This window comes from Streptomyces sp. NPDC030021 (genome assembly GCF_055574035.1).
Map to the genome: position 1 here is coordinate 83,937 of NZ_JBVIAH010000019.1, position 18,250 is coordinate 102,186.

The following is an 18,250-nucleotide window of genomic DNA, read 5'->3' on the forward strand; positions in this document are numbered from 1 at the left end:
CGCCTAAGGGGTGTCCTCGGCGATCGTCGGGGCGCCGCCGCCCGGGCCGGGGCCGGTGTCCAGCAGATCCGTTTCCTCGAAGACCAGCAGGGTGCGCGTCGAGAGGACCTCCGGGATGGCCTGGAGCCGGGTCAGGACCAGCTCGCGCAGGGTCCGGTTGTCCGGGGTGTGCACCAGCAGCAGGACGTCGAAATCGCCGCTGACCAGCGCGATGTGCGCCGCGCCGGGGAGCTCGCGCAGCTGCTCGCGGACCGTGCGCCAAGAGTTCTGGACGATCTTCAGGGTGATGTAGGCGGAGGCGCCCTGGCCTGCGCGTTCGTGGTTGACGCGGGCCGTGAACCCGCGGATCACCCCGTCGTCGATGAGCCGGTTGATCCGGGCGTAGGCGTTCGCCCGCGAGACGTGCACCTGCTCCGCCACCGAACGTATCGACGCGCGGCCGTCCGCCTGGAGCAGCCGCATGATCGACCGGTCGATCGGATCCAGGGGACGGGGTGCGACGGGCGGGCCTGAAGTGGCTCCCGGGGCGCCGCCCGGCGCAGCCGGTGCGGAACCCGTTCCGGCCATTTGTTCATCCGGCATTGCCCGATGCCTCCCTCTCCTGGACGTCCTGCATCCATCCCAGGGCCCCGGCGCCCGTTTGTCCACAGCCTGGAGCCGCCTGTAGCCAAATTGCGCAGACAACCGAACAATCGGTAGGTGAGGGGCCTCACATCCGGGGCACCCCCTGCCCGCTTCCCACGAGGAGGTGTACGCCGCCATGACGGTCCAAGAGCTGCCCGGTGCCGGTGCGTCCCACCGTTCCACCCAGCCGCCCGCCTGGAGCCCCCGCACGGACGCCGCGCCGCTGCTTCCGGACCCCGAGCCCTACCGGGTGCTGGGCACCGAGGCGGCGGACGGGCTCGACCCGGAGCTGATGCGCCGCTGCTACGCCGAGCTGGTGCGCGGCCGGCGCTACAACGCCCAGGCCACGGCGCTCACCAAGCAGGGCCGGCTCGCCGTGTACCCCTCCACCGTCGGCCAGGAGGCCTGCGAGATCGCGGCCGCACTGGTCCTGGAGGACCAGGACTGGCTGTTCCCGAGCTACCGGGACACCCTGGCGGCCGTGGCGCGCGGACTGGACCCCGTACAGGCCCTGACCCTGCTGCGCGGCGACTGGCACACCGGATACGACCCGCGTGAGCACCGCATAGCCCCGCTCTCGACCCCGCTCGCCACCCAGCTGCCGCACGCGGTGGGCCTGGCCCACGCGGCCCGGCTGCGCGGCGACGACGTCATCGCCCTCGCCATGGTCGGCGACGGCGGTACCAGCGAGGGCGACTTCCACGAGGCACTGAACTTCGCCGCCGTCTGGCAGGCCCCGGTGGTCTTCCTCGTGCAGAACAACGGCTTCGCGATATCCGTCCCCCTCGCCAAGCAGACCGCGGCCCCGACCCTCGCCCACAAGGCCGTGGGGTACGGGATGCCCGGCCGGCTGGTCGACGGCAACGACATCGCCGCCATGCACGAGGTGCTGACCGAGGCGGTCCGGCGGGCCCGGGCGGGTGGTGGTCCGACCCTGATCGAGGCCGTCACGTACCGCATGGAGGCCCACACGAACGCCGACGACGCGACCCGCTACCGCGGTGACGCCGAGGTCGAGGCCTGGAAGGCGCACGACCCGGTCGAGCTGCTGGAGCGTGAGCTGACCGCCCGCGGGATCATCGACGAGGCGGCGATCCAGGCGGTGCGCGACGACGCCGAGGCGATGGCCGCGGCGCTCCGCGAGGGGATGAACGCGGACCCGGTGGTGGACCCGATGGACCTGTTCGCGCACGTGTACGCGGAGCAGACGGACCGGCTGCGGGAGCAGGCGGCCATGCTGCGCGCAGAGCTGGAAGCCGAGGACCAGGCGTGACGACGGTGGCGGCGAAGTCCGCGAAGTCGGGGGCCAAGCCCGCGACGATGGCGCAGGCCCTGACCCGGGCGATGCGCGACGCGATGGCCGAGGACCCGACGGTCCACGTGATGGGCGAGGACGTCGGGACGCTGGGCGGGGTCTTCCGCATCACGGACGGGCTCGCGAAGGAGTTCGGCGAGGAACGCTGCACGGACACCCCGCTCGCGGAGGCGGGAATCCTGGGCGCGGCGGTCGGCATGGCCATGTACGGGCTGCGGCCCGTCGTGGAGATGCAGTTCGACGCCTTCGCCTACCCGGCGTTCGAACAGCTGATCTCGCACGTGGCGAAGATGCGCAACCGCACCCGCGGCGCGATGCCGCTCCCGATCACCATCCGGGTGCCGTACGGCGGCGGGATCGGCGGCGTGGAGCACCACTGCGACTCCTCCGAGGCGTACTACGTGGCCACGCCCGGCCTGCACGTGGTGACCCCGGCTACGGTCGAGGACGCGTACGGGCTGCTGCGCGCGTCGATCGCGAGCGACGACCCGGTGGTCTTCCTGGAGCCGAAGCGGCTCTACTGGTCGAAGGCCGACTGGCGGCCCGAGGCGCCGGCGGCCGTGCCGGGCATCGGGAAGGCGCTGGTCCGGCGGACCGGCACGAGCGCCACCCTGATCACCTACGGCCCCTCGCTGCCGGTGTGCCTGGAGGCGGCCGAGGCGGCGCGCGAGGAGGGCTGGGACCTTGAGGTCGTCGACCTGCGCTCGCTGGTCCCCTTCGACGAGGACACGGTCGTGGAGTCCGTACGCCGCACCGGGCGCGCGGTGGTGGTCCACGAGGCCGGCGGCTTCGGCGGACCGGGCGCGGAGATCGCCGCCCGGGTCACCGAGCGGTGCTTCCACCACCTGGAGGCGCCGGTGCTGCGGGTGACGGGCTTCGACATCCCCTACCCGCCGCCGATGCTGGAGAAGCACCACCTGCCGGGTGTGGACCGGATCCTGGACACCGTGGCCCGCCTGCAGTGGGAGAACTGATGCCGCAGGTAATGGAATTCAAGCTTCCCGATCTCGGGGAGGGTCTGACCGAGGCCGAGATCGTCCGCTGGCTGGTCGCGGTGGGCGATGTCGTCGCCATCGACCAGCCTGTGGTCGAGGTCGAGACGGCCAAGGCGATGGTGGAGGTTCCGTGCCCCTACGGCGGTGTGGTCACCGCCCGTTTCGGGGAGGAGGGCACGGAACTGCCCGTCGGAGCACCCCTGATCACCGTGGCGGTGGGGGCGGCGTCGCTCCCGGAGGCCCCGGCCGCTCAGGCGGCCGAGGCCGAGGGTTCCGGCAACGTGCCCCGGCCCCTGATCGGCTACGGCGAGGACCACTCGCGTCCGGCGCGTCGGCGACGGGTGCGACCCGTCACCGCCGCGGTCTCGGCGCCCGTCGCGGCTCCGGCTCCGGCTCCGGCGGTCCCGGTGGCTCCTGCCGGGCCGGTTCCCGTGATCTCGCCGCTGGTGCGCAAGCTGGCCAAGGACGGCGGGGTCGACCTGCGCGCGCTGCGGGGGTCGGGGCCCGAGGGGCTGATCCTGCGGGCCGACGTCGAGGCGGCGCTGGCCGGGCTGCGGGCGCCCGAGCCGGCCCCGGCCGCTGCGGTGGCGCCGCCGGCGGCGGTGTCGGCACAGGGCGAGCGGATCCCGCTCAAGGGGGTGCGCGGGGCGGTCGCCGAGAAGCTGTCGCGCAGCCGCCGGGAGATCCCGGAAGCCACCTGCTGGGTTGACGCGGACGCCACCGAGCTGATGGCCGCCCGGGCCGCGATGAACGCCGTGGGCGGTCCCAAGATCTCGGTGCTCGCGCTGCTGGCCCGGATCTGCACGGCCGCCCTGGCCCGGTACCCGGAGCTCAACTCCACCGTGGACCTCGCGGCCAAGGAGATCGTGCGGCTCCCGTCGGTGCACCTGGGCTTCGCCGCGCAGACCGAGCGGGGCCTGGTGGTCCCGGTGGTCCGGGACGCGCAGCACCGCAACCCGGAGTCCCTGTCGGCGGAGTTCGCCCGGCTGACCGAGCTGGCCCGGGCCGGGAAGCTGGCCCCGGCCGATCTGACCGGCGGCACCTTCACCCTGAACAACTACGGGGTGTTCGGGGTCGACGGCTCCACGCCGATCATCAACCACCCCGAGGCGGCGATGCTGGGCGTGGGCCGGATCATCGACAAGCCGTGGGTCCACGAGGGTCAGCTGGCGGTCCGCAAGGTCGTCCAGCTGTCACTGACCTTCGACCACCGGGTCTGCGACGGCGGCACGGCGGGCGGCTTCCTCCGCTACGTCGCGGACTGCGTCGAATCCCCGGCGGTCCTGCTGCGCAGCCTTTAGCTCAGCGCGGGCTGGCGTTCTGGGGCTCCGCCCCCGAACCCGGTCCTCAAACTCCCCCGGCTACCGCTGGGAGGTACCCCCCTGGCGGGGCTGTATTTCAGCCCGTCCGGCGTTTGAGGGCCGGGGGTTCGGGGGCGGCGGCCGCAGCGGCGCCGCGCCCGGCTCTCACACCGTGAGCAGCAGCTTGCCCACGTGGCTGCCGGACTCCAGCACGCGGTGGGCCTCGGCCGCCTCGGCCATGGGGAACGTCGCGTGGACCACCGGGCGGATCCGTCCCGCGGCCAGCAGCGGCCACACGTGCTCGCGTACGGCGGCGACGATGGCCGCCTTCTCCTCCAGCGGGCGGGCGCGCAGCGAGGTGGCGGTGATGGCCGCCCGCTTGGCCAGCAGCGCGCCGAGGTTCAGCTCGGCCTTCACCCCGCCCTGGAGCCCGATCACCGCGAGCCGCCCGTTCACGGCCAGGGCGTCCACGTTCCGCGCGAGGTACTTCGCGCCCATGATGTCCAGGATCACGTCCGCCCCGGCCCCGCCCGTCGCCTCGCGCAGCGCGGCCACGAAGTCCTGCTCGCGGTAGTCGATCAGGATGTCCGCGCCCAGCTCCTTGCAGCGCGCCAGCTTCTCCGGGCCGCCCGCCGTCACGGCGACCGTCGCGCCCACCGCCTTCGCCAGCTGGATCGCCATGGTCCCGATCCCGCTGGACCCGCCGTGCACCAGCAGGGTCTCGCCGGGGCGCAGCCCCGCCACCATGAACACGTTGGACCACACGGTCGCGACGACCTCGGGCAGCGCGGCCGCCGTCACCAGGTCCACTCCCGCAGGAACCGGCAGCAGCTGCCCCGCCGGCACGGCCACCCGCTCCGCGTATCCGCCGCCCGCCAGCAGGGCGCACACCTCGTCGCCCACGGACCACCCGGACACCCCCGGCCCCATCGCGGCGATCCGTCCGGAGCACTCCAGCCCCGGATGGCGCGAGGCGCCGGGCGGCGGATCGTAGAACCCCTGTCGCTGGAGTACGTCGGCGCGGTTCACGGCGCTCGCCGCGACCTCGACGAGGACCTCGCCCTCGCCCGGCACCGGATCGGGTACGTCGGCCCAGACCAGAGCCTCGGGGCCGCCGGGCTGCTCGATGGTGATCGCATGCATGGCCCGGAGGCTACGCCACGGCGCGGCTACTCGGCAGGACCCAGCCGCACCGGCGGCGAAGTCGGCGGCGCCGCCCGCACGATGGTGATGAGACGGTCCGTCAGCTGGATCGGGCTCGCGTGCGGATCGTCGTACGGGAGCAGCCGGTGTCCGCGCAGCACGCTCACCACCAGGTCCTCGGTGTCCCGTACCGACTTGCCGACCTCGGCCTTGCGGGCGGGGCGCTCGATGAGGTCGAGGCCACTGCCCTGCTGGATCAGGTCCTCCATCACGGTGCCCGCGCTCGGGCTGAGCACCGAGAGGCCCAGCAGCCGCCCGGCCGCGCTCGCGCTCGTGATGACCGCGTCCGCGCCGGACTGGCGCAGCAGCGGGGCGTTCTCCTCCTCGCGCACCGCCGCGACGATCTTCGCGCCGCGGTTGAGCTGCCGGGCGGTCAGGGTGACCAGGACCGCCGTGTCGTCCCGCTGGGTGGCGATGACGATCTGACGGGCCTTCTGCAGCTCGGCGCGGAGCAGGACGTCGGAGCGGGTGGCGTCGCCGATCACGCCCGTGAACCCCTCCGCGTTGGCCATGTCGATCACCTTGGCGCTGGGGTCGACGATGACGACCTGTTCCTTGGAGAGGCCGGTGGCCAGCAGCGTCTGAAGGGCCGAGCGGCCCTTCGTACCGAAGCCGACGACGACCGTGTGCTCACGCAAGTTCTTCCTCCAGCGCTTGAGCCGCCACTCTTCCCTCGTCCGTTCCGTCAGGACTTCCAGGGTGGTACCGACCAGGATGATCAGGAACAGCACGCGCAGCGGCGTGATCACCATGATGTTGATCAGCCGTGCGCTGTCGCTGTACGGCACGATGTCGCCGTAACCGGTCGTGGACAGCGTCACCGTCGCGTAGTAGAAGCAGTCGAGGAGATCGACCTGCTCGTTGGCGTTGTCGTGGTAGCCGTCGCGGTCCAGCCACACGACGAAGACCGTCAGGAAGAGCACGAACAGGGCCATCAGCAGACGCTTGCCGACCTGGCTCAGCGGCGCCTCGACGATGCGTTTGGGCAGCTTGATGCGCCGGGATACGAGCTTCTCGTCGGCGCCGCGGGCCATGGAGTCATGGCCGTGCAGTTTCACGTGAAACATCCTCCAGAAGCCCAGGGCAGATCGAGAATCTCCAGTTCCTGCCCGGACCGCGCACCCTTGGGCGGTACGACGGCCAGCGCGTCGGCGGCGGCCACACCGCGCAGCATCGCAGGTCCGTGGTAGCGCAGCGGCACCGCGTGCTCGTCGCTCAGCAGGACCGGGACCAGCCGGGTGTCGTACGGGTGGCCCGGCACGTCGCCCTGCACCGGCGCCGTGTAGCGGGGGCGCCTGCGGCGGCCGGCGAGGGCGCGCAGCAGGGGTTCGGCGAGGGTCAGCAGCCCGGAGACGGCGGCCAGCGGGTTGCCGGGCAGTCCGACCACATGGCGCACCGCGTCCCCGTCGGGGGTCCCGGACCCGATGCGGGCCAGCAGCATGGGGTGGCCGGGGCGCACCGCCACCCCGTCGACCAGCAGTTCGGCGCCGGCCTCGCGCAGCACCGGGTGGACGTGGTCGACGGGTCCGGAGGCGGTGCCGCCCGTGGTGACGAGGACATCGGCGGTGCTCGTGGTGACGGCCTCCAGCAGGGCCGCGGCCCCCGCCGGGTCGTCGCCGAGCCGCCGCGTGCCGATGACCTCGGCGCCGAGGCGCTCCATCCAGGGCCCGAGCATGGGGCTGAGGGCGTCGCGGACCAGCCCCTCGTGCGGGAGGCCTTCGGCGAGGAGCTCGTCGCCGAGCACCAGGATCTCCACGCGGGGGCGGGGCCGGGTGGTCAGCTCGTCGTACCCGGCGGCCGCGGCGAGCCCCAGCACGGCCGGGGTGACCAGGGAGCCGGCGGGCAGCAGCAGGTCGCCGGAGCGGCACTCCTGGCCCCGCGGGCGGATGTCCTGGCCGGTGAGGACGGGCCGGTCGGCGAAGAGCTGGGTGCCGGACTCGCGGCAGTGCTCGCTGCGGATGACGGCGGTGGCGTCGGTGGGGATCCGGGCGCCGGTGGCGATCCGTACGGCCTCGCCGTCGGTGAGGGGCTCCGGCCGCTCGGAGCCCGCCAGGACGCCGCCGGCGCGCACGCTCCAGGGGCCGGGGCCCGCGACGGCCCAGCCGTCCATGGCGGAGGTGTCGAAGGACGGCAGGTCGGTCAGCGCGTCCAGGGGGGTGGCCAGGACCTCGCCGAGGGCGTCCGCGAGGGGCACGCGGTGGGTGCGGGGCCGCACCCTGCTCCCGGCGTGGGCGGCGGTGTCCCGGGCCCGCTGCCAGCCGGAGGCGCGGTGGCCGCCCGCGCCGCCGCCCGCGCTGCCCGTGCCGCCGCCCTCCGGGGCGCGGCTGACCAGCGCCAGGGCCTCGTCGAGGGCCTGCTCGGCGGAGTTCGTGGGGGTCATCCGGAGCCGTTCTGTTCGGCGGTGTCGGCCGCTGCCTCGTCGGCCCACCGCAGCGCCAGGTCGGCCGCCTTGCGGGAGGCCTCGGCGACGGCCTGGGCGGGGTCGGCGCCGGTGGCGGCGGCGTGGGCGGCCGCGTAGCCGACCAGGAAGGTGGTCAGCGGGGCGGCGGGCCGGGCGACGCCGTGGGCGGCGTCCCGGGCGAGGTCGAGCAGGGTCTTGGTGTCGACGGGGAGGTCGATGCCCAGTTCGCTCTTGACGGCGGTGATCCATTGGTCCAGCACGCTTCCATGCTCCCTGATCCTGGCGCGGGCGGCGGCGAGATCGTCCCAGGTGTCGCAGTCGAAGGAGGCGAGTGGCCGTGACGTGACGCGGGCGAGGTCCAGTTCGGCGGTGAGGGCACGGAGCGGGAGCCCGGTGAGGGTGCCGTGCTCGGCGGCGAGCAGGGCGATCTCGCGGCGCAGCGGCTCGGCCCGGTAGGCGGCGACCAGCGGCTGGTCCCGGCCGTCGGGGTCGCGCAGCATCGCCCCGTCCGCGCCGGGGGCGTCCAGCAGGGCCCGTACGGTCTCCCGGTCGAGGAACGGCAGGTCGGCGGAGAGTACGAGGACCTGCTCGGCGGTGGTCCGGCGCAGCCCGGCGTCCAGCGCGGCCACGGGGCCGCCGCCGGGCGGGTCCTCGCGGGTCCAGTGGACCGGGCGCGCGGTGGGGCGGCGACCGCCGACCACGACGGTGGTCCGGGCGTCCGGGCAGGCGTCGAGGACGCGGTCGAGGAGTGCGCGGCCGCCGACGCTCAGCGCGGGCTTGTCGGCCCCGCCGAGTCGCCGAGCGGCGCCGCCGGCCAGCACGATCGCGTCGTAGCTCATGCCCTTGAGTATGCGGCGGCCATGTCCCTGGCCGGGAGCCGCACTTCTCGGGGGCTTCTGCCGCCGGGTGCCAAGTGCGGCGCCGTTGCCGGGGGCGCTGCCCCCGGACCCCCGCGCCTCAAACGCCGGCAGGGCTGAAGAAGGCTGAAGACGGCTGAAGCGGGTCCGGGCCGCGCCTGTGGGCGTGGGCCGGACCCGCTTTCCGCTGTCCGACGGGGGCTAGAGGTAGGGGCCCGAGCGGATCGCGCCGTGGCCGCCGTCCTCGTCGTCGTGCGGCCCGCCCGGCGGGAGGGCGCGGCGCATCTGCTCCAACTGGGCCCGCGCCGCCATCTGCTGCGCGAACAGGGCCGTCTGGATGCCGTGGAAGAGGCCCTCCAGCCAGCCCACCAACTGGGCCTGGGCGATCCGGAGTTCGGCCTCGGAGGGAATGGCCTCCTCGGTGAACGGGAGCGACAGGCGCTCCAGTTCCTCCACGAGCTCCGGAGCCAGGCCGTCCTCCAGCTCCTTGACCGAGGCGGCATGGATGTCCTTGAGCCGGACCCGGCTCGCCTCGTCGAGAGGCGCGGCACGTACCTCTTCCAGGAGTTGCTTGATCATGCTGCCGATCCGCATGACCTTGGCGGGCTGTTCGACCATTTCCGTCACCGGGACCTCGCGCGACTCGTCATCGGCGTCGCCGACCGCCGTCCCGTCCTGTCCCACGATCAGGACGTGCGGGGGGCTGTCCTGCGACCGTTCACTCCTCGGCATCTCCATGCCGTCATTCTCTCGCACACCTCCGTACTCACACGGTGTGCCCCCGTACAGTCGTGATCCACCCTGTACAGGGGCACCAAGCGTGGCACCGGCCCCGGGCCCCAGCCCTACCCTGCGGCCCGGCGGGCCAGCGCGCCGCTGGAGCGGGTGACCAGGGCCGCCAGCAGGGCCGCGCCCAGCGGAACCACGACGACCAGCCCGCCGAGGGTCTCCCACGGCACGGAGATCGGCACGAACGGCACCGCTTCCGTCATCGTCGAGAAGCCCTGCTCGATCGACTCCCGGTAGAGCGCCTCCGCTTCCCGCTGCTCCGTCAGGCGCAGGCCGACGGCGGGCAGGATCCCGGCCGCCGAGCCCAGGACGACGCCCATCAGGGCGACCACCCCGCACTGGAAGCCGCTCAGCGTCCGCCGCACCCGCGGCGCCGCGCCCACGGCGGCCAGCGTCTTCAGGTCGGCCTCGGCATCGGCCTGGGCCAGCCCGGTGGCGATGCCGGCCGCGCCGATGGTGACGAGCCCCGCGAAGACGGCGAGGGCCAGCATGACGAGGCTGTTGTCGCCCTCATAGCCCGCCTCGATGCGCAGGGAGGCCTCCACGCCCATCCGGTCGATCTCCCCGTCCATCCGCTGGCGCTGCTCGCTGGCCGGCGTCCCGTCGAGGCTGAAGTACGAGCCCACGGGCGCGGTGACCAGCCCGGCGGCCTTGGCCGCCGAGGGCGGCAGGATCAGCTCGACGCCCCAGCTCTCGGCCGAGTCGGGTGCCTGGTGGACGGCGAGGAGCTTGTCCTCGCCGGGCGTATCGTCGTAGCGCCCGCGCATGATGTCGTCCTCGCCCTGCTCGGTGATGATCCGCAGGGTGATCTGGCCGTGCCTGACCTGGCGCTTGTCGAAGGAGACGGCCTGGCCGGCCTTGAGCGCGGCCACGGAGCCCGGGTCGGTGACCGCGAGCACGCTCAGTACCTTCTCGTCGCCGACGACGACGGAGTGCTGCGTGCCGTGCCGGGGTTCCTGGCAGCGCCAGTCCTGGCGCAGTTCCTTGCGCTGCTCCTCGGGGAAGGCCGCGCTGCCCTTGGCGTCCTCGTAGAGCGGGCAGCGCTGCTCCTTGGGCGTGATGACCTCGGCGCGGCCGCAGCCGGGGTCCGAGGAGAACGACTCGCAGCCCGGCTTGCCGACGACCACCCGGTCGATGTCCGCCCGCTGTGCCAGCGGCAGTTCCCGGGAGAGGGTCTCGCGCAGCGCGGGCACCTCCTTGTAGGCGCCGTTCTCGCCGGTCTCCAGCAGCCCGGTGCCGTGCGGCAGCACGGCCCGGTACTCCTGGCGCATCTGGACGTCGTAGCTCTGCTGGTACGTTGCCACGGCGACGGTTCCGGCGACGGCGGCCAGTACGGCGGCCACGGCGGGGGCCGTACGCCCGCGGTTGCGCACGGCGTCGCGCAGCGCGAGCCGCGGCGACAGCGGCAGCCACCGCCCGAGCCGGCCGAACAGGCCGACCAGGACCGGGGTGAGGGCGACGATGCCGAGTTCGGCGAGGGCGCTGCCGCCCGCGACGACGGTGCTGCCCAGCTTCGAGGTGGTGCCGTAGAGGGCGATCGCGGCGCCGGCGGCGACGGCGATCAGGCCGAGGACGGGCAGCACCCGGTTGGCGCGGCGGATGCCGCGGCGGCCGGTCAGCGAGGCCAGCACGGTCTGCCGGGAGGCGGTGACGGCCGGGACGATCGCGGCCAGCAGGCCGGTGATCACGGCGAGGAGGGCGATGCCGGCCAGTTCCAGCGGGCGGAAGTCGAAGCCGCCGAAGCGGTTGCCGAGCGTCTCCTCCAGCACCGGCCGCAGCACGACGGTGAGCAGCACGCCGACGACGGTGCCGATGACGGCGGCGACGGCGCCGATGACCAGGCCGCCGGAGAGCACGATGGAGCGGATGTGGCGCCGGTCGCCGCCGTTGGCGCCGACCAGGCCCAGCTGGCGGCGCGAGCGGCGGGCGCCGACCGCGAAGGCCGGTCCGGCGAGCAGGCAGATCTCCAGCATGGCCAGGCCCACAACGGTGGCCAGGATCGCCATCTCGACGGCCTTGTTGGCGTTGCTCTCGAACATCGCCTTCGGCTCGTCCCGGTAGAGCGGGACCTCGGAGTCGGCGGGCGGGTCGAGGATGACGGCGCGGGAGACGACGACCAGGCCCTTGGCGTTGGCCGCCTTGACCGCGTCCCAGGTGACACCCGAGCCGCCGACCTTGACCAGGTAGTTGTCGTCGGCGGTCACGGTGCGCCCGCCGGACGCCGTCAGCGCCTTGTTCAGCGGGGCGATCAGCGTCCCGGGCGGGGCGATGATCTCGGGGCGGCCGAGTTCGTCCGGCAGCTCGTAGGCGCCGACGATCTTGTTCGGGGAGGTGGCGCCGCGCGGGGTGACCGAGGAGCCGACGAAGAGGCCGGAGTCCTTCAGGAAGGCCCGGGTGGCGATGACCTCGCCCGGGGCCTCGGGCAGCCGGCCGCGGTCGAGCGTGATCAGGCCCTTCACCAGGGGGCTGTGCGTGTCGAGTTCGCGCAGCTGGGTGTCGAGCAGCCCGTGCGTGGTGCGGACCTTGGCGTAGCCGCTGCTGTCCTTGAGGACCTGCGACCCGGCCGGGAGCAGGGACTCCACCGGTTCCGGCTTCTCCCGCGAGGCCTTCGAGGGGTCGTAGTCCTTGTAGCCGCCGACGGGCACGGATCTCGTGCCGTCGGGGGTCTGGTTGAGGGGCCCGGACACGTGCGAGTGGCTCACCCGGGCGTCGGCGGCGCCGATCATCCGGGTGACGGCCTGCTCGGGGGAGAGTTCGGCGCTGCGCAGCGTGAGGTCGGCGGCGCTCACCCCGACGATCGGCAGGGCGAGCATCGCGAGGACGAGGGAGCTGCGGCCCTTGGCGCGCCAGGCGTCGCGGCGGGCTATGCGCAGGGCCGCGACCCAGGAGTGGTACCAGCCTTGGAGCGGAGACGTCACTGGCCGGCCGCCTGCCCGGAGAGGAGGGAGTCGGCGTGGCTGCGCAGGGTCTCGTCGACCACGCTGCCGTCGCGCAGGAAGACCACGCGGTCGGCCCAGGCGGCGAAGCGCGGCTCGTGCGTGACGAGGATTCCGGCGGCGCCCGCGTCGCAGCGGGCGCGCAGCAGGGCGAGGACGGACTCGCCGGTCTCGGAGTCGAGGGCGCCGGTCGGCTCGTCGGCCAGGACCAGGCGGCGGTCGCCGACGAGGGCGCGGGCGATGGCCACGCGCTGCTGCTGCCCGCCGGACATCTCGTCGGGGAAGCGGTCGGCGAGCTGGCCGAGGCCCATCTCCTCCAGTGCGGCGAGCGCGGAGGCGCGGGCCTTGCGGGCGGAGGTCCCGTCGAGTTCCCGGGGCAGCGCCACGTTCTCGGCGGCGGTGAGGGCCGGTATCAGGTTGTAGTCCTGGAACACGTAACCGATGCTGCGGCGGCGCAGGGCGGCCAGCTGCTTGCGGCTCGCCGCGGTGATGTCGGTGCCCTCGACGATCACCCGGCCGCTGCTCGGGGTGTCGAGGCCGCCCGCGAGGGTGAGCAGCGTGGACTTGCCGGAGCCGGAAGGGCCCATGACGGCGACGAGTTCGCCGGGGAAGACGGAGAGGTCGATCCCGCGCAGGGCGTGCACCTCGGTGGCGCCGCTGCCGTGCGTGCGGACGAGTCGGTCCAACTGCAGCACGGGCTGCTGGGACTGGGGCTGGTCAGGCATGGAGTGTCCCCCCTGGAACGGTGGTTCAGCCACGGCGCGTACGAGCGGTACGGGGCGTCGTGGTCGTGGTCGGGGCCGGAGTTCCGGCTGCGGCGGCCTGGGGTCGTTCGGGTTCCGCGGCTCTCCGGTCGGCCGGCAGGGAGAGCCGGACGAGCCGGGCTTCGCAGTGGTCGAGCCAGCGGGCCTCGGCCTCGGTCTGGAAGATCAGCTGTTCCAGGACGAGCAGCCAGGCCACGTCGTCGCGTTCGCGGGACTGGCCGCTCTCGACCGCGGCGAGCGCCCTGGCCTTGAGCCGGGTGTAGTCCTGCATCGCCTTGATCGTGGCGTGCCGCTGGGACTGGATGACGGCGCGGATGTCCACGCCGGGGGCGCCCACGGCCATGGCGAGCTTGATGGACAGCTCGTCGCGGGGCGGGTTGGCCCGGTCGACGGGCCGCTCGTACCACTGGAGCAGTTCGGTGCGCCCGGCGTCGGTGATGGCGTAGAGGGTGTGGCCGGCGGCGTCCTCGCCGCCGGGGGCGACGAGGCCGTCCCGTTCGAGACGGGCGAGGGTCGTGTACACCTGCCCGACGTTGAGGGGCCAGGTGGAGCCGGTGCGGGATTCGAACTCGGTGCGCAGCTGGGAGCCGTACCGAGGACCCCGTTCCAGCAGGGCGAGTAGCCCGTGACGGATCGACATACTCGGTATATATACCGAGTATGTTCACGTGCGGCAACCGTCGTGAGGTGTACGCCGCAAGGGGGACGCCGCCCGGAACGGGAGGTCCGGGCCGCTCACATCCCCCGGCGCAGACGCATCCCCAGGTAGCCGAGACCAAGGCCCATCAGGGCGAATCCGGTGCCGAGCGGCAGTATGTGCGCGGCGAGGTCGGCGGCCCGGTCGTTGGTCCCGGTGCCGAGGGCGGTGACCACCGCCGACGGCGGGCTCGGGGCGGCGACGGCGGCCGTCGGCGGGCGCGTGGCGGTGGCGGTGGCGGCGGGTTCGGCGGGTTCGGCGGGCTCGGTGCGCGGGCGGGCCGGCAGCGGGCGGGAGGCCACCGTCAGCTCCGGGTTGGCGGGCTCGCCCACCGGCCGCCCGGGGCGCTCGCGCCCGACCCCGGCGACGCTTCCGGCCAGCTCCTCATAGGGGTCGTCGGGCGAGGCGGGTGCGGCGACCTGCCGGGCCGGGGTGAGGAAAGGGCCGGCGGACGCGGAAGCGGTGGGTGCGAGCGCGGCGGCGGCCAGGGCCGCGCAGGCCAGCCAGTGCGGCGGGCGGAAGCCTTGGATCACGGGGAGCCCCTCCCGTCCCGAGCCACGAGCTGCTCGCTGCGCGTCAGAGATATGCGCCCAGATTTACATGGTGGGGCAAAACCGGCATCTCGGACGCCTCATCGGAGTGTCCGGGATGCCGGTGTGTCGGACTGCGCTGCGTACCGCGCCGCCGGGGCTCCGCCGGGCGCCGCCGCGCGGCGGCGCCCGGCGGAGCCTGTCGCGCTATTCGGGGTTGCCGGTCGACACGGTCAGCGTGTACTCCGTGCCTTCCTTGTCGATCTTCTCGCCGGCGGCCGGGGACTGGAACAGCACCGTGTCCTTGCCGTACACGGCCTCGTCCTTCGGCACGATGTTGTACCTGCCGCCCGAGGCCTGGATGCACTCCTTCACGGAGAGCAGGTTCTTGTACTTGAGGTCCGGCGCCGAGTACTTGCCGGCCTCGCTGTAGTGCTTCACCGGCTCCGTGCACTTCTTCTTGTCGATCGTGCGCGTGAGGTCGGGCCCCTTGAACCCGGCCTTCGCGGAGGCCGACGCGGACGCGGAGCTCCCCGGGTCCGCCGTGGTCTCCCCCTTGTCCTTGTCGTCCCCGTTCATCGAGATCGCCGCGATCAGACCGCCGACGGCCAGCAGGGCCACCGCGATCGCGCCGATGACCACCGGCCTGTTCCGCTTGCCGTCACCGGACGCCGCGGACGAGCCCGCCGCGGACGGCGCGCCCGTCGGGGAGATCGTGTACGGCGGCGGGGTCTGGGGGGCGTACTGCTGCTGCTGCGGGGGCGTGTGCGGGTAGGCGTAGCCGCCCTGCGCGTGCTGCTGCGGGGCCGGCGTCGGCGCGTACGGGGCCGGCGTCGGGGTGTGCGGCGCCTGGTACGGCTGCTGCACCGACTGCGGGGGCGCCTGGTACCCGGACTCCACCGGCGGGAACACGGCCGAGGCCACGCCCGCGCCGCTGCTCAGGGGACCCTGGCCCTGGACGATGACCGGCGCTCCGGTCTGCCCGGCGCCCAGTACCCGCGCGACCTCGTCGCCCATGGCCGCGGCCGTGGGGAAACGCTCGTTCGGGTTCTTCTTCAGGGCCCGTGCCACCAGCGCGTCCATCGCGGGGGTCAGCGACCGGTTGACGGAGGACGGGGCGACCGGCTCCTCCTGCACGTGGGCGTACGCGATGGCCAGCGGCGAGTCCGCGTCGAACGGGATCCGCCCGGTCAGCAGCTGGAACAGCATGATGCCGACCGAGTAGAGGTCGGAACGGGCGTCGACCCCGCGCCCCAGCGCCTGCTCGGGCGAGAGGTACTGGGGGGTGCCGACGACCATGCCGGTCTGCGTCATCGAGGTGACCCCCGACTGCATGGCGCGGGCGATGCCGAAGTCCATCACCTTGACCACGCCGCGCTTGTTCACCATGACGTTGCCGGGCTTGATGTCGCGGTGGACGAGCCCCATCTCGTGGCTGGTCTCCAGGGCGGCCAGCACATCGGCCGTCACCTTCAGCGCCTTGTCCGCCGGCATGGCCCCGTGCAGGCGGATGTCCTCCTCCAGCACCGAGCCCAGCGGCCGGCCCTCCACGTACTCCATGACGATGTACGGCATCACCGTGCCGTCGCCCGCGGCGCCGCCGCCGCCGAACGTGACTTCGCCTTCGCCGGTGTCGAACACCGAGACGATGTTCGTGTGCGACAGTTTCGCTACAGCCTGGGCCTCGCGGCGGAATCGTTCGCGGAAGGACTGCTCGCGGCCGAGGTCGCTGTGCAGCGTCTTGATGGCGACCTGCCGGTCGAGGGCCGAGTCGTACGCCAGGTACACGGACGCCATGCCGCCCGCACCCAGCAAGTCCCTTAGCTGGTAACGGCCACCGGCCAGAGAGCCGCCCGCGTACTGGCCCTGAGTGCCGTCCTGGCTCATGACTGTTGCTTCCCCTCGGGATGTGTCCCCACGCCGCTGGCCGGGCGCATATGGCGCCCAGTCTGCCCGAGGGCAAGCACACGTCAAGCCAGGTGCCCGTTCCGTGACCACACGGGCACAGGCCGCCTTGTCCGAACGGTGACCGGTTCCGAGGCTGTAGCGTTCACCGGAGCACCGACGAAGAGGACGACCGCTGAGCGGCGGCCGAGAGATACGACGGCGAGGACTGATGGCACCCGAACCCGATGGAAACGGCGCCGGGATGACCGATGGTCCTGAGCACTGGGGCGCCGGCGGCCTGGTGGGAGACGGCCGTTACCGGATGACGCACCGGCTGGGCCGCGGCGGCATGGCCGAGGTGTTCGCGGCCGAGGACGTCCGGCTGGGCCGCACCGTCGCCGTGAAGCTGCTGCGCGCGGACCTGGCCGAGGACCCGGTGTCCAAGGCCCGCTTCACGCGCGAGGCGCAGTCCGTCGCCGGACTCAACCACCACGCCGTCGTCGCCGTGTACGACTCGGGCGAGGACCGGGTCGGCCCGAACACCGTCCCGTACATCGTCATGGAGCTCGTCGAGGGCCGCACCATCCGCGACCTCCTGCTCAGCGCCGAGGCCCCGGGCCCCGAGCAGGCGCTCATCATCACCTCGGGCGTCCTCGAAGCCCTGGCGTACTCGCACCAGCACGGCATCGTGCACCGGGACATCAAGCCCGCGAACGTCATCATCACCGAGACCGGCGCGGTCAAGGTGATGGACTTCGGCATCGCCCGCGCCCTGCACGGCGCCCAGTCGACGATGACCCAGACCGGCATGGTCATGGGCACCCCGCAGTACCTGTCGCCCGAGCAGGCCCTCGGCAAGGCCGTCGACCACCGCTCCGACCTGTACGCGACCGGCTGTCTGCTCTACGAACTGCTCGCGCTGCGTCCCCCGTTCACCGGCGAGACCCCGCTGTCGGTGGTCTACCAGCACGTCCAGGACGCGCCGGTGCCGCCCTCGCAGCTGCCGGAGGGGCGTCACCTCCCGCAGGAGCTCGACGGCCTGGTCATGCGCTCCCTCGCCAAGGATCCGGACGACCGGTTCCAGAGCGCCGAGGAGATGCGCGGGCTGGTGCAGTACGCGCTCCAGATGCTGCACGACCAGGGGCCGAACACCGGCACCTGGGGCACCGGCCCGGTCACCATGTCCCTGCCGCACGGGCGGGGCGGTGCCGCCGCCACCACGGCCATGCCCGTGAGCGGGACCGGCGGCCAGCAGTACGGGGCGCACGCCTCGACCTCGCAGTTCCAGCAGCCGATGGTGCCGTCGCTGAACCCGGACGACGGCTCGGCCTTCCCCGGTGGCCACGGCCCGGTCGGCAACGGCGGCTACGACGGCTACGACGACCGCGGTGGCGGCGGCAGCCGCTGGAAGGCGTGGCTGTTCGCGGTCCTCGCGATCGTCGCGGTGATGGGCGGGGTGGCCTACGCCGTCAACAGCGTGGGCCAGGGCGGCAAGAAGAAGCCCGAGACCACCCAGACCACGCCGGGCGACCAGCCGAGCAAGTCGGCGTCCCCGAACCTCACTCCGCCGCCGCAGACCCAGGACAACACCCCGCCGACCAGCGACAATTCGCCCCAGGCGACCCGCAGCCGGACGCAGAGCTTCAGCCCGACGCCGACGGCCACCGCGACGCACACCCCGACGGGAACGGCCTCGCCGAGCAGCTCGGCGGCGACGAAGTCCCCGACGACCCCGCCGACGAAGCCCTCGACGACCCCGTCGACCAAGCCCACGGAGACGACCGGCGGCGCCGGTGGTCCCGGCGGTGGCGGTGGCGGAGGCGGCACCAACTCGGAAGAGTGAGACGGATACGGGAACGGGGCCAGTGGGACCCAATCCCCCAGGGCCATTTCCCTCTCCCCGTGAGAGCGGGGTCGAGCGCGTAACTGTTATTTCAGTTGGGGTTCTAGG

The 18,250-nt window shown here is 73.3% G+C and carries 15 protein-coding genes; 4 read left to right on the forward strand and 11 right to left on the reverse strand.

Annotation, left to right across the window (positions count from 1 at the left end; genetic code table 11):
• Window positions 1–3: 3 nt before the first annotated feature.
• Window positions 4–582, reverse strand: coding sequence for an Lrp/AsnC family transcriptional regulator (locus ACZ4YL_RS31085; protein WP_468121141.1), 579 nt, complete (start codon window positions 580–582; stop codon window positions 4–6).
• Window positions 583–760: 178 nt separating this feature from the next.
• Between ACZ4YL_RS31085 and pdhA the strand changes: the two genes are divergently transcribed.
• Genes pdhA through ACZ4YL_RS31100 form a run of 3 tightly spaced genes read left to right on the forward strand, consistent with a single transcriptional unit; the run spans window position 761 to window position 4,235 of the window.
• Window positions 761–1,897, forward strand: a complete 1,137-nt coding sequence (pdhA, locus tag ACZ4YL_RS31090) for a pyruvate dehydrogenase (acetyl-transferring) E1 component subunit alpha (protein WP_468121142.1) — start codon at window positions 761–763, stop codon at window positions 1,895–1,897.
• 47 nt (window positions 1,898–1,944) lie between these two features.
• The gene (locus tag ACZ4YL_RS31095) at window positions 1,945–2,913 is read left to right on the forward strand and encodes an alpha-ketoacid dehydrogenase subunit beta (RefSeq protein ID WP_189738634.1); all 969 of its coding nucleotides are present in this window, start codon (window positions 1,945–1,947) and stop codon (window positions 2,911–2,913) included.
• Window positions 2,913–4,235, forward strand: coding sequence for a dihydrolipoamide acetyltransferase family protein (locus ACZ4YL_RS31100; protein WP_468121143.1), 1,323 nt, complete (start codon window positions 2,913–2,915; stop codon window positions 4,233–4,235). The genes ACZ4YL_RS31095 and ACZ4YL_RS31100 overlap by 1 nt, the downstream gene beginning before the upstream one ends.
• Before the next feature lie 165 nt (window positions 4,236–4,400).
• Here the strand turns inward: ACZ4YL_RS31100 and ACZ4YL_RS31105 are convergent, their stop codons facing one another.
• The 10 genes from ACZ4YL_RS31105 to ACZ4YL_RS31150 form a co-directional block, all read right to left on the reverse strand.
• Window positions 4,401–5,378, reverse strand: coding sequence for an NAD(P)H-quinone oxidoreductase (locus ACZ4YL_RS31105; protein ID WP_468121144.1), 978 nt, complete (start codon window positions 5,376–5,378; stop codon window positions 4,401–4,403).
• 26 nt (window positions 5,379–5,404) lie between these two features.
• Window positions 5,405–6,505, reverse strand: a complete 1,101-nt coding sequence (locus ACZ4YL_RS31110; RefSeq protein WP_468121145.1) for a potassium channel family protein — start codon at window positions 6,503–6,505, stop codon at window positions 5,405–5,407.
• Entirely contained in the window at window positions 6,493–7,818 is a 1,326-nt protein-coding gene (locus ACZ4YL_RS31115; RefSeq protein WP_468121146.1) for a molybdopterin molybdotransferase MoeA, read from the reverse strand. Before ACZ4YL_RS31115 ends, ACZ4YL_RS31110 begins: the two co-directional genes overlap by 13 nt.
• Window positions 7,815–8,678 (reverse strand): NTP transferase domain-containing protein, encoded by an 864-nt coding sequence (locus tag ACZ4YL_RS31120; RefSeq protein ID WP_351152249.1) that lies wholly within the window; start codon window positions 8,676–8,678, stop codon window positions 7,815–7,817. Before ACZ4YL_RS31120 ends, ACZ4YL_RS31115 begins: the two co-directional genes overlap by 4 nt.
• Window positions 8,679–8,897: 219 nt before the next feature.
• Window positions 8,898–9,434 (reverse strand): bacterial proteasome activator family protein, encoded by a 537-nt coding sequence (locus tag ACZ4YL_RS31125; RefSeq protein WP_314243029.1) that lies wholly within the window; start codon window positions 9,432–9,434, stop codon window positions 8,898–8,900.
• Between the two features lie 107 nt (window positions 9,435–9,541).
• On the reverse strand, window positions 9,542–12,298 hold the full coding sequence (locus ACZ4YL_RS31130; protein ID WP_468121242.1) for an FtsX-like permease family protein: 2,757 nt from the start codon (window positions 12,296–12,298) through the stop codon (window positions 9,542–9,544).
• Window positions 12,299–12,399: 101 nt separating this feature from the next.
• On the reverse strand, window positions 12,400–13,146 hold the full coding sequence (locus ACZ4YL_RS31135; RefSeq protein WP_301368810.1) for an ABC transporter ATP-binding protein: 747 nt from the start codon (window positions 13,144–13,146) through the stop codon (window positions 12,400–12,402).
• A 25-nt stretch (window positions 13,147–13,171) separates the two neighbouring features.
• Window positions 13,172–13,825, reverse strand: a complete 654-nt coding sequence (locus ACZ4YL_RS31140) for a PadR family transcriptional regulator (RefSeq protein WP_468121147.1) — start codon at window positions 13,823–13,825, stop codon at window positions 13,172–13,174.
• A 95-nt stretch (window positions 13,826–13,920) separates the two neighbouring features.
• Window positions 13,921–14,415, reverse strand: coding sequence for a hypothetical protein (locus ACZ4YL_RS31145; protein WP_468121148.1), 495 nt, complete (start codon window positions 14,413–14,415; stop codon window positions 13,921–13,923).
• Window positions 14,416–14,619: 204 nt separating this feature from the next.
• On the reverse strand, window positions 14,620–16,299 hold the full coding sequence (locus ACZ4YL_RS31150; protein ID WP_468121149.1) for a protein kinase domain-containing protein: 1,680 nt from the start codon (window positions 16,297–16,299) through the stop codon (window positions 14,620–14,622).
• Between the two features lie 229 nt (window positions 16,300–16,528).
• Here ACZ4YL_RS31150 and ACZ4YL_RS31155 point away from each other — a divergent pair, with 229 nt between their 5' ends.
• Complete coding sequence (locus ACZ4YL_RS31155) at window positions 16,529–18,142, forward strand: protein kinase domain-containing protein (RefSeq protein WP_468121150.1); 1,614 nt, start codon at window positions 16,529–16,531, stop codon at window positions 18,140–18,142.
• The last annotated feature ends 108 nt before the right edge of the window (window positions 18,143–18,250 follow it).

Coding starts and splice junctions, on each gene's coding strand:
- ACZ4YL_RS31085 (WP_468121141.1), bottom strand. CDS start 582: ATGCCGGATGAACAAATGGCCGGAACGGGTTCCGCACCGGCTGCGCCG.
- pdhA (WP_468121142.1), top strand. CDS start 761: ATGACGGTCCAAGAGCTGCCCGGTGCCGGTGCGTCCCACCGTTCCACC.
- ACZ4YL_RS31095 (WP_189738634.1), top strand. CDS start 1,945: ATGGCGCAGGCCCTGACCCGGGCGATGCGCGACGCGATGGCCGAGGAC.
- ACZ4YL_RS31100 (WP_468121143.1), top strand. CDS start 2,913: ATGCCGCAGGTAATGGAATTCAAGCTTCCCGATCTCGGGGAGGGTCTG.
- ACZ4YL_RS31105 (WP_468121144.1), bottom strand. CDS start 5,378: ATGCATGCGATCACCATCGAGCAGCCCGGCGGCCCCGAGGCTCTGGTC.
- ACZ4YL_RS31110 (WP_468121145.1), bottom strand. CDS start 6,505: ATGTTTCACGTGAAACTGCACGGCCATGACTCCATGGCCCGCGGCGCC.
- ACZ4YL_RS31115 (WP_468121146.1), bottom strand. CDS start 7,818: ATGACCCCCACGAACTCCGCCGAGCAGGCCCTCGACGAGGCCCTGGCG.
- ACZ4YL_RS31120 (WP_351152249.1), bottom strand. CDS start 8,678: ATGAGCTACGACGCGATCGTGCTGGCCGGCGGCGCCGCTCGGCGACTC.
- ACZ4YL_RS31125 (WP_314243029.1), bottom strand. CDS start 9,434: ATGGAGATGCCGAGGAGTGAACGGTCGCAGGACAGCCCCCCGCACGTC.
- ACZ4YL_RS31130 (WP_468121242.1), bottom strand. CDS start 12,298: ATGCTCGCCCTGCCGATCGTCGGGGTGAGCGCCGCCGACCTCACGCTG.
- ACZ4YL_RS31135 (WP_301368810.1), bottom strand. CDS start 13,146: ATGCCTGACCAGCCCCAGTCCCAGCAGCCCGTGCTGCAGTTGGACCGA.
- ACZ4YL_RS31140 (WP_468121147.1), bottom strand. CDS start 13,825: ATGTCGATCCGTCACGGGCTACTCGCCCTGCTGGAACGGGGTCCTCGG.
- ACZ4YL_RS31150 (WP_468121149.1), bottom strand. CDS start 16,299: ATGAGCCAGGACGGCACTCAGGGCCAGTACGCGGGCGGCTCTCTGGCC.
- ACZ4YL_RS31155 (WP_468121150.1), top strand. CDS start 16,529: ATGGCACCCGAACCCGATGGAAACGGCGCCGGGATGACCGATGGTCCT.